This is a genomic window from Gordoniibacillus kamchatkensis (assembly GCF_000829455.1).
Taxonomy (GTDB): domain Bacteria; phylum Bacillota; class Bacilli; order Paenibacillales; family NBRC-103111; genus Gordoniibacillus; species Gordoniibacillus kamchatkensis.
Genome location: NZ_JXAK01000007.1, coordinates 136,169 through 146,532 on the forward strand (window position 1 = coordinate 136,169; position 10,364 = coordinate 146,532).

14 protein-coding genes and 1 pseudogene are annotated in these 10,364 nt (G+C 54.4%); 1 reads left to right on the top strand and 14 read right to left on the bottom strand.

The window, feature by feature from the left end; all coding sequences use genetic code 11:
* Positions 1-111 precede the first annotated feature (111 nt).
* Positions 112-870, top strand: a complete 759-nt coding sequence (locus SD70_RS06095) for a Crp/Fnr family transcriptional regulator (RefSeq protein ID WP_231571062.1) — start codon at positions 112-114, stop codon at positions 868-870.
* Here the strand turns inward: SD70_RS06095 and SD70_RS06100 are convergent.
* From SD70_RS06100 to SD70_RS37680, 14 genes and pseudogenes are all read right to left on the bottom strand, one after another.
* A complete protein-coding gene (locus SD70_RS06100; protein WP_197080953.1) occupies positions 864-1,406 on the bottom strand; it encodes a hypothetical protein in 543 nt (180 codons plus the stop codon). The genes SD70_RS06095 and SD70_RS06100 overlap by 7 nt on opposite strands.
* Positions 1,289-1,792: a hypothetical protein gene (locus SD70_RS06105; protein WP_041046580.1), complete on the bottom strand. Its 504-nt coding sequence runs from the start codon at positions 1,790-1,792 to the stop codon at positions 1,289-1,291. The genes SD70_RS06100 and SD70_RS06105 overlap by 118 nt, the downstream gene beginning before the upstream one ends.
* Before the next feature lie 45 nt (positions 1,793-1,837).
* The gene (locus SD70_RS06110; RefSeq protein WP_156157906.1) at positions 1,838-2,137 is read right to left on the bottom strand and encodes a hypothetical protein; all 300 of its coding nucleotides are present in this window, start codon (positions 2,135-2,137) and stop codon (positions 1,838-1,840) included.
* Positions 2,138-2,157: 20 nt separating this feature from the next.
* Positions 2,158-2,469, bottom strand: coding sequence for a hypothetical protein (locus tag SD70_RS06115; protein WP_041046584.1), 312 nt, complete (start codon positions 2,467-2,469; stop codon positions 2,158-2,160).
* 26 nt (positions 2,470-2,495) lie between these two features.
* Complete coding sequence (locus SD70_RS06120) at positions 2,496-3,047, bottom strand: hemerythrin domain-containing protein (RefSeq protein ID WP_082053166.1); 552 nt, start codon at positions 3,045-3,047, stop codon at positions 2,496-2,498.
* Between the two features lie 172 nt (positions 3,048-3,219).
* Positions 3,220-3,651, bottom strand: a complete 432-nt coding sequence (locus SD70_RS06125; protein WP_331436732.1) for a cbb3-type cytochrome c oxidase subunit I — start codon at positions 3,649-3,651, stop codon at positions 3,220-3,222.
* 18 nt (positions 3,652-3,669) lie between these two features.
* Entirely contained in the window at positions 3,670-4,770 is a 1,101-nt protein-coding gene (locus SD70_RS06130) for a TIGR04053 family radical SAM/SPASM domain-containing protein (RefSeq protein WP_041046645.1), read from the bottom strand.
* Between the two features lie 84 nt (positions 4,771-4,854).
* Complete coding sequence (locus tag SD70_RS06135) at positions 4,855-5,577, bottom strand: YwiC-like family protein (protein WP_041046588.1); 723 nt, start codon at positions 5,575-5,577, stop codon at positions 4,855-4,857.
* Positions 5,574-6,278 (bottom strand): iron-sulfur cluster repair di-iron protein, encoded by a 705-nt coding sequence (gene ric / locus SD70_RS06140; RefSeq protein ID WP_041046646.1) that lies wholly within the window; start codon positions 6,276-6,278, stop codon positions 5,574-5,576. The genes SD70_RS06135 and ric overlap by 4 nt, the downstream gene beginning before the upstream one ends.
* 60 nt (positions 6,279-6,338) lie before the next feature.
* Positions 6,339-6,590, bottom strand: a pseudogene (locus SD70_RS40630) (CGCGG family putative rSAM-modified RiPP protein); the annotation flags it as partial.
* 117 nt (positions 6,591-6,707) lie between these two features.
* On the bottom strand, positions 6,708-7,973 hold the full coding sequence (locus tag SD70_RS06145; protein WP_041046590.1) for a methyl-accepting chemotaxis protein: 1,266 nt from the start codon (positions 7,971-7,973) through the stop codon (positions 6,708-6,710).
* 143 nt (positions 7,974-8,116) lie between these two features.
* Entirely contained in the window at positions 8,117-9,544 is a 1,428-nt protein-coding gene (gene hemG / locus SD70_RS06150; RefSeq protein WP_331436731.1) for a protoporphyrinogen oxidase, read from the bottom strand.
* A 154-nt stretch (positions 9,545-9,698) separates the two neighbouring features.
* Positions 9,699-10,046, bottom strand: a complete 348-nt coding sequence (locus SD70_RS37675; RefSeq protein ID WP_231571063.1) for a Crp/Fnr family transcriptional regulator — start codon at positions 10,044-10,046, stop codon at positions 9,699-9,701.
* Positions 10,043-10,364, bottom strand: a 322-nt coding sequence (locus SD70_RS37680; RefSeq protein ID WP_231571064.1) for a Crp/Fnr family transcriptional regulator, incomplete at its 5' end; no start/stop codon positions are given. The genes SD70_RS37680 and SD70_RS37675, both read right to left, overlap by 4 nt.

A 10,364-nucleotide genomic window follows, 5' to 3' on the forward strand; every position in this document is an offset into this window, starting at 1 on the left:
TGTGAAATCGTTTCTTTTCAAGAGGAGGGTGTGATGTAACTCACACCCAGGTTTTGCTATCAAGTGTATGTTTAAATGGGATAGTATTAACGAAAAGGAGTTTTTCTAATTATGGAGAGCCATCATTTCGACATACGGCAAGTCCCTTTGTTCCGCGACTTGAATGCTCAAGAGATCGCTCGAATTGAAGAAATCGCCATTCATCGCGCGTTTAAAAAGAAGTCGACTATTTTCATGGAGGGCGGCGAAAAAGAAGCGGTTTTTTTCATCAAGGACGGGCTTGTCAAAGCCTACAAAACCGATGAGGAAGGCCACGAACAGATTGTGTCGATGCTCCAAGCCGGAGACATGTTTCCTCATACCGGATTTTTTAATCCGACGCCCTATCCCGCGACGACAGAAGCACTCGTTGACACCCGCCTTTTGGCGATTCCGGTGCGCGCCTTTGAACAGCTGGTCATGGCGATGCCTTCGATTGCCATCAAAGTCATCGACGTCATGGGCGCCAAAATTCGCGACCTTCAACAAACGCTCCAACAAGTTACCGGCCATCACGTGAACGGCAGAATACTGGCCTTTTTGCTGCAGCTCGCGGATAAGCACGGGGAAGCAAAGGGCTCCCGCATTCACATCGAGCTCCCCGTAACGAATCAGGAGCTTGCCAGTACGATCGGGACGAGCAGGGAAACCGTTAATCGCTTGCTGAATCAGCTCAAAAGGAGCGCATTCTCGAAACCCATCGATCGGAAATCGTCATCCTCGACATGGATGCTTTGCGGCTTTGGAAAATGCTTTGAAGCGCAAAAGGGCCGAATCCTCCTACCGCTCCGGATTCGGCCCTTTTGCGCTATTTTGTCCGCCTTTCAATAACGGAACGCTTTGGCCAATTCGGCCATATAGATCGCGGCGCTCGCCGCCATGATCGCACTGCCCGTCAAGGCAACGGCGGAGCTGGCCAACAGATTGCCCGCCATCAAGAGGCCGACGCCCGCAGCATAAATCCAAAGCTCTATAGTGAGCCGGCGTTGCGGCACCATGTCCGACAGGAGCACTGCCCCTTTCTTTTGCTCCTTTGATCGAAAGCGGAACGCCCACCATAGGAACGGGATGATTTTGGACAAGTACGCCAGGACGGATACCGAGAACCATCCGAATACGAGGTAAAGGATGAGCGTCGAAACTATCGGATAAACAAGCGCCGCCGTGCCGTTCCAGCCTACGGCGGCCGCCCACGCCAAAGCCAGAACAAACGAAACTCCGATGAGCGCATCTGCAGCAATGACGGAGCCTATCGGCTGCTTGCCGTTACTTTGCCTCCGCACATCGCGGGCAAACCAGGCAAGCAGACCCAAAGAAGCGGCGAACGCCAAACGTCCGGTCCCGCCATAACGGAACTTCCCGTCCACTCTCCTGCCGCCCCCAACCAGACCCCGGCTTGCAGCAAGACGACGATGACATAGTTCAGATTCGTCGCTTTTTTCTTGGACACGTAAAACATGGGGAGAAGCTTCAAGCTGCAAGCAACGATCAGGCCGGACAGCCATCCGCCAAGCCCTATCCAAAGATGCTCGGCGAATATCAGATCGTAACGATGCGGCTCGGAGCCCGTCGCTTCGGCAACGCCCATGGCCATTCCCAGCGCAACGGTCGCGCACAAATCGATCAGGCTCAAGAAAATGCCGACAATGACCGGCGTCCACTGCTTTGCGTGGACAAAGGTGACGGTCAAATTAACGGCAAACGCGGCCGTTCCCAGCGCGACAAGCGCTCCGCCCGGCACTATGAGCGGCACAACCCATCTCCACATGCCGAGCAGCAGCACAGCAACGCCGGGGACTTAGAGGAAAAGATGGACAAAAGCAAGCTTGTGGCTGTATACCGGGCATCGCAAAATCACCTGAGCAATTTGATAGCTGGCTCCCATCGCGATCATTGTCGCCCAGCCAAGAACGAGAATATGGGCAAGCCATATGCCGCCCGGCGAATGCAGAGCTTGCGTCTTGACCAGACTGGGGATATTCCAAGGCAAAAATAAGACAACCGCGAGAAAGAATATAGCCCCCGCGGCGAAAAATGCGAACGTTACAGGAAACATATGAAGGTGCGGTGGAAGAGCTGCGCGCTTGTTCCCGCTCATCGCTATCACGTCCCGCAAAGTTATGGTTTCAACAAGGAGTGAGCTTCCGGGCTGGGAGTCATCACAACTACGACCAGACTATCTTCCAACGCTTCGATAGAATGCTCGACCTGCTTGTCAAGGCACAGCAAGTTTATCGCTTCGAGCTCCACCTCTTCATCTGCCGAAAAACGAACCTTGCCCTGCAGCACGAAGACGAGAATATCGCTCGTCGTCTTGTGCTTTCTCAGCACCTTTCCTTTGGGAAACGAAAATTTGACGACTTTGGATACGCCGTTATCGAGGACAGGCCGAATAAAGCTTTCTTCAAACGACAGCGGATATCGGTTCATAAATTCTCTTCTCCCCGCGCCAATAATCAGGCCAAACCGTATGCCCGGCTCAGTTGCGCCTTTTCTTCCGCGCTCAGCATGTTTTCCGCCATTGGGAACAGAACGTTCTCCTCTTTCATGAAATGATCCGTCAAAATGGCGTGAGCCTTCAGCGCATATTCGGCGATTTCTTTGGCGCGCGCAGCATCCACGGGACCTGTCTCGCGCCCGGTCGTTTCCATAAATGTTTTTAAGTTTTGCTTCGCTTGATCGTGCTCGTATTCCATTACGGCGATCGGACCGACCTGCCGTCCGATGTAATTGGCCATGAGCGGAAAGAGCGTCCCCTCTTCCCGTTCGGAGTGGGGATCCAGCCCCCGGACGAATGCCTCTACCTTATGCATCAGTTCGGCGAGCTGCGAGCTCCAATCCGCTTGATCCCGGTCCGAACCTAGACGTCTTGCTTCCTCCGCAAATGCATCCATTTGCTCTCTGAGCGGCGCATGCTCGCGTTTCAGCCCGGCCAGCGGTTCGCATAATGCCGCCTGCGCCTGTTCTCCCGCAAACATGCTGCCGCAATGGTGGGGATTCGGATTCATTCGCAATCACTCCTCATCCTAAGTTTCTCCAAACATCAAAATTAGTATAACGGCAAGCCGGATCGTATAGTGTGACGCAGATCACATTTTGCCGAATCCTAATGAAGAACCCGCGATCCGGTTCGTACTTCATTGCCCGGATGGGTCGATTTTGCATACGATCGGCCTGTTTTCAGACCGAGCACGAAAATCGCAATGCCGACGACGCCCGCGGCAAATACGGTGTCGCCAACCGCTCTAATCCACACAAGCTTTTGCAGCAAAGGCTGGTGCAAAAATTCGGCGGAGCGCGCATACCACATCCCGTGTCCATGCTGGCCATTGTCTGCAAAATGCCGACCGGCAGCAGGCTCATGATGCCCATCAGCAGCAGCCCGATGTTGAGCGACCAGAACGAGAAGCGGAGCAGCTTCGTCCTCCACGGACGTTCCCCGGTAAGGCCGCGCAGGCAAAACATCATGAGGCCGATGCCGAGCATGCCGTATACTCCGAACGAAGCCATGTGCCCGTGCAGCGGGGTCGTATTCAGTCCCTGCATATAGTAGAGCGCGATCGGCGGATTGATCAGAAAGCCGAATATCCCTGCGCCACCGCCTGACCAAATATATTGATGCCTATCCGTTCACTGCCGCTCTGCTGCGCAGGCTTTCGGTACATAGGCGCAATAAGGGTCGCTTTCCAGGTAATCCCCTGTCACCGCATAAGCGCGGGCACGCGATCCGCCGCATAGTTCCTTGAACTCGCAAACACCGCACTTTCCCTTCAAACGCGACTTGTCCCTCAGCTCTTGCATGACCGGCGAATCGCGGTAAATGTCGACCAGAGACTGCTCGCGAACATTGCCGCACGGTACAGGCAAAAATCCGCTCGGATATACGTCTCCGATATGGCTGATAAAGACGAAGCCGTCTCCGTCGCCAACGCCCTTGGGCGCCCGGCCGAGCAGATCGGCGCGTTTGAGTGCGGCTGCCTGTTCCCCTTCTCCCGCGCGGCCACCTTCCTGCATGAGCACGCGCCGGTAATGCGGCGCTTCGGTCGCTTTGATCCCGTAAGGCATCTCGCTTCCGAGCCGGCACAGCCATTTCATCACCGCTTCGTGCTCCTCCGCGGAAATCATATCCTTTTGCATCCCCCGCCCCGTCGGAACGAGAAAAAATACGCTCCACAGCACGGCGCCCATTTCCTTCACCTTTCCGGCGATCACTGCAAGATCGTGAACGTTATATCGGGAAACCGTACTGTTCACTTGAATCGGGATGCCCATCTCCTGCAAATATTCGATGCCGCGCATTGTAAGCTCATAAGAACCTTTCGTACCGCGAAAATGATCGTGAATTTCGGCGCAGGAGCCGTCCAGACTGAACGCCCAGCGCGAAAGCCCGGCCTCTTTGGCCTGTCGGACCGCATCCCGGGTCACTTTCGGCGTAGCGCTCGGCGTCATGGACACCGGAAGCCCTTTTTCCTTGATCGCATATTCCGCGAGTCGGAACAGATCCGAACGCATCAGCGGGTCCCCTCCCGTAAACACAAACAAGGGGCGGTCCATGCGGGCGACATCGTCGATCAAGTTCTTGCCCTCCTCGAAGCTGAGCTGCCGCGGATCCGGCGTATACTGCGCTTCGGCGCGGCAATGCAGGCACTTGAGCGCACAGGCGCGGGTCACTTCCCAAATCACGATAAACGGGTTCTCGCGATAATCTCTTTCCTTTACGAACGAAGGCATTTGTGCCATGGCCATCCTCCTTTCCTCGGCGATTCGCGGACTGCCCCCCATCTTAAAAGAACAGCGACCACTCCGGCGGCTTAGCTATATGCCGTAAACGAACAGAACGGAGCAAGCGATCAGAACGGAGTATGCAATTTCCAGCATGCCGCTTTGCTTCACCGTCAGTTTCGTGCGGGGTGACCAGATGGCCCTGACCAGCAGAACGGCAAGCGGCGCCAGCAGGGCAGGAGGAAACCATATGGCCGCTGCAGCGAGCATGGCCAGATGATAGCCAACCGAGAACCGATAGTAGATCGCGTTATGTTTTTCCCGGATCATCGTCTTCACGTGGAAAACCGTTCCCATGAAATAGAGCACGCTGAACCCGAACAATTCGGCCGCAAGCCGCCAGTCGCTGCCTCCTCCTGCCTGATACGCGACAAATACGATCAAGCTGAATTGCACAACTGCAGCCGTGTCGTTGACCAGCGAACGTTCCCGATTGCATCTGGCATAATAGCTATTCACCAGAAACAAAGGAACAAACAGCAGGGCGAACTTGATCAACACAGGATGTAACACAAGCAAGACCGCCCCTGTCGGAACAAGCAGACTTCCATATACGAGCATCGGCTTGCCGTAAACTTGCCGTTTTCCTGTTCGAATCCACTGCAATAGCGGATACGAAAACAAGTAAACGAGCAGCCAGCAGACAAACAAAAGCGCATGCAAAGGCACGGGTTTTGCGGCAAACATGCCGAATAAAAACGGGATGAGCAGCATCGCCCAGGCGCCGTGCTGACCCGGGACATATCGTTTTTTCATGCGGATTTCACCCGTGGGAACAGCACGTTGTTTTCCAGATGGATATGCTCAAAGATGTCGGCTTCCATTTCCTCCAGCTTCTGAAATGCGAGCGTATACGTCCGGCAAGCCCCGATCGGCAGCTCATAATTGCCGGTTACTCTTCTCATTTCTTTGAGCAGTTCCCCAACCCCGCTATGATCGGACTCCAGCTCGTCGATCGTTTTGGCTGCTTGCGTCAGAACGGCTTGGTCTCCTGTCCGCGCGGCTGCTGCAATAAGGGGAAAAACGACCTCCTCTTCCACGATCAAGTGCTGTTCCAGCTCCATTTTCACCTTGTGAAACAGCGTATGGAGTACGGCCAGTTCACTGTGAACCGAACCGTGTACCCGGAGTATTTTCGTGACAAATTCGCTCAGCAGCGGCAATTCCTTGTACAAATAAGCATGGTGTTTTTGAACGATATGGTCGATCAAATCGGACAGAGGAGCTTCTCGCCAATCCACGTCCCGATCTTGCTTTTGCCGCGTTTGCCGCAGCAGTTCGTTCAAGCGCTGCAGAAACGGCGCTTCTTCAATTTGCTGCTGGCGCAGCGCAGCGGATAATGTGCGGTTGCCGCCGCAGCAAAAATCGATTTTGCTCTCCTTGAACAAGTTGCTGGCGCCGGGAAACCCGGCCACAATCTCGCCGATCGTTTCGGTTCCGTTAAATGCTTGTTCCATATAGGTGTCCTCCCTGATGACCGGATGCCTGGGCAAAGATGGCTGTCGGTAAATTCGAGTTACATGGCCGCCGCAGCCGCACTGATCCATATACCGAATCTCGACTGCAGGCATGCTCGTATCTTGCAAAGCGGCTGCCAGCTGCGGGATCAGCCGGTCTCGCGGATCGCCGCATACTTCCGGCGTAACGATATTTACATAATGGCCTTCCTTCGTTTGCCGGACCGCGGCTAAGCTCTCCGTCCATATTTCTTCGCATTGCTCTTCGAAATAGGGATCTTCCAGGTTCAGCGACCAATCTCCCTTTTTCATTGCGGCGATCTCCTCTGTCACTGCCCACCGCCTCCTCCATGAAACCAGTTTACCTTCATCCGTCCCTCGGTATTGTGAGCCTCGTCACACTCGAGGAAAATCGCGCAATCGACCGCATCACACCCGAAAAGCGGCGATTTTGGAATTCAGCACATCCGCTTGGCTTTGCAGCATTTCCGAAGATGAGGCCAGCTCTTGCATCAACGCCGTTTGTTCCTGAACAGACGAGGAAACCTGTCTCGTACCGCCCGATATCCGGCCCGCAATGTCCGCAATGCTCTGTGTCTTCTCGAGCGTGTGTTCCATAATCGCAACCTGGGAGGAAACCAGGGCGGCTATATGATCGACCGCTTCTGCAGTCTCATGGACGGAACGGTTGATCCGGTCCAACGCCTCTTTGGCGGCCCCTCCTTTGTCATATTCCCGGCTAGCATGCTGTTCCTGCAAAGAGATTTTGCCGACAACCTCTGCAATATCCGCTTCAATCTCGCCGATGAGCCGATCGATATCGCTTACGGCGTTTGCGCTCTGCTCCGCCAATTTTCGGATCTCCCCGGCTACAACCGAAAACCCTTGCCCGTGTTCGCCAGCCCTCGCAGCTTCAATGGATGCGTTTAACGCCAGCAAATGCGTTTGTTCGGCTATCTCCCTGACGATGCGGGACATATCCCGGATTTGCCTTGCATTGCCGTCCAATTGCCGGACAATCGTGATGGACTCCCGATTGGATCGTGCCAGCTCGAGCATGCCGTCCAGCAGCGAACCTATAACCGTCCCCCCTTCTACGATCACGCCAATCATTCCCGCTGACAGCTTCTGCGACCGGTATGCGTCTTCCCCGATGGCTTGGACTGCTTCCGCCATTTGTTCTACCGCTGCCAGCGTGTTTTGCGAGGAGGCCGCTTGTTCTTCCGCGCCGAACGATATCGCCTCCGCGGCGCCGGCAATCGACTCGATCCGATTCGCCGCTTGGGCTATATTTCCGTTCAATCCTGTCACATGCTGCTGCGTGTAAGAAACGCTGCTTGAAATATCGGCTACCATCTGCCGGAGACTGCCGATCATTTGCCGAAAAGACTCGCCAAGCAGCTGGATCTCGTCGCCGGTCCGATGCACCGCAACGTCGATTTGCAAGTTGCCCTTTGACGCCTCTTTCGCCGCGGAAGCGAGCCGCAACAGCGGTTTCGTAAACCACAGAGCGCCGAGCCATCCCAGAATGCCTGTCCATATAACGCCCAGCGACAAAATGATAGTGATATAAATCCACCCCGGCATGCGCGGCGCAATCGCATCTTTCAGGACGAAAATAAAAAACGCGCTGCAGCCGTAAGTCGCAATGGATACTGCGGTGATGCCTGTCACTATTTTTTTAACGATGCTCATGTTAGCCGTCTCCTCCGAACGTTGATTTGCGTCAATTTTAGACCGCAGGGCTTGTTTCATCTGTGATCTTTCTCACAGTGGAGCAGATGCGCTCCAATAAGGCAAACACCGCTCGTTTTGCGAGCGGTGTTTGTTATCTTGATTCAAATCGTTACAGCGGTAGCAAAAAATCCGCCAGCTGCTCTGCCACCTGTTTTCCTTGCCGGATACAATCCGGGATGCCGACGCCGCCGAAGCCCGAACCGCACAAATAAAACGCCCGGCATCCGATCGTTCAGCTCCTGCTTCAGTTTGCGCATTTGCTCCATATGGCCGACCGGATATTGCGGCATCGACTGGGGCAGGCGGGCAATCTCGCATATTCGGGGCTTGCCCGATATCCCCATAATCTCCCTGATTTCGAACAAAATTCGTTCTTTCAATTGTTCGTCCGACATCTGCTGCCACTGCTCATTGCCGGAACGCCCGATATATACCCTTAATAAGGCACTCCCTTCAGGTGCCGTGTGAAGCCACTTGGATGAAGTCCAAGTACAGGCTGTGATGAAGTAGCCTTCTTTGCTGGGCACGACAAAACCCGATCCGTTCAACTCCCTGGAAACGTCTTGTCGATCAAATACGAGTGAGGCATTAGCCACCGATACGTAGGAAATTCGATTCAACCATTGGGTATAGTGTTCATGGGCAAGCAGCTGCGCGGCTGCAAATGCGGGAATGGCCAGAACAATGCCGTCCGCGGAGAGCACCTTCCCATCATTGAAAGCTACTTTGTACCCCTTTTCGTTGCGATCGATCGAAACGGCTTCGTTCCCCGTCCATATTTGCATGCTGGTCCGCAGTTTATCCGACAGCCGATCGACCAGGTGAGCGAGCCCTCCCTTGAACGTCATGAACAGGCTTGATTTTTTATCTTTCGGTGCGGGATTGCTTTTTCTTTCGGCCAACAGGCCTTTTATAAGGCTTCCGTATTTTCGTTCGAGCTCCCGGAACTGAGGAAAGGTTGCCTGCAAACTGAGCGAACTTGTGTCACCGGCATAAATTCCCGCCAGCAGCGGTTCCGTAACCTGTTCGAGCATTTCCCTGCCCAATCTGCGCCGGATAAAATGCCCGAGCGATTCGTCTCCGGAACTCGTTGTTCCGGGCATAAGCAAATCCATTGCTGCGCGCGCCTTCCCCAGCGGGGAGACAAGCCCTGTCCAGGCAAACGAAGCAAGGTCCGTCGGTACGCCCAATACGAGTCCGAGCGGCATTTGGTGAAGTTTCCCTTTGCGCATAATGTAATTTGTTCTCGCTTTCGGGTTCGTGCCGACAAGCTCATCTTCCAGGCCTAATTCTTTGCTGAGTTCGAGAACAGACGGCTTTCGCGAAATAAAGGAATCCGGTCCTTGTTCTATTATATATCCGTCGCGAATCAACGTTTTGATTTTTCCCCCAAGCGCATTGCTCTTTTCGACGATCGTCATGTCGGCATCGATTTGCCGGGCATGGAGCAGCTTCCCTAAATAAAATGCCGCACTTAGTCCGGAAATCCCCCCGCCTATAACGACGATTTTTTTGCGGTCGGTACTCATGGCCGTCACCCATCCTATTTTTCTATGTTCGCAGTCGAAAACATTGTATCATCTGACTTGCCGAGGAAATGTGAACCATGTCACACCGCTGCTCAAGTCTGGCACGAGCCTAATAAAAAAACGATGGCGGGCACGAAGGCCCGCGCATCGTTGTTCAAATGCGGCATATTTCGCGAGGACAAGCCGGAAAAGACGGGCATTGGCAGATCGATTTCAGTTCGGCCAGCGATTTCACGACCAGGTGGCCCCCGCTCATATCGATAATTCCGTCTTTTTTCAGATCGCTCAGCATGCGGTTGACGCTCTCGCGGGTGGCGCCGATAAAATCGGCCAGCTCCGTGTTCGTGAGCTTTGCGTCGATCCGAATGCCGTCCTTGGTGGCGACGCCGTACGAATTGCATAGCCGGATGAGCGTCGATGCGAGCGCGCCCGGCTTGCCGAACAGCATCAAATCGCGGAATTTCGACTGGGTGGTGCGGTGCTGCAGCGACATCCATTTCATGAAGTCGACGCGAATTCGCCGTGCCGAAACAATAAAATTTCCAAGTCCTTCTCTTGAACGACGCCGAGCTCGCCGGCCTCGGCCATCTCCGCGCTGTAGCCGTAAGTTCCGCTGCCGGTCAGGCCGATTTCGCCGATCAGATCGCCTTTCTGCATGAGAGACAGGTTGAGCGTCCGGCCTTCCTCCGTCGTCTTGGTCAGTTTAACCCGGCCCGATCGGATGAAGTACAGTTTTCCTGCTTCGTCGCCCCTCCCAAAACAGGTCGCGATCCCGCCTCCGCTTTTTTCGCGTACATGATCGCCTCCAGCATCTTCATAT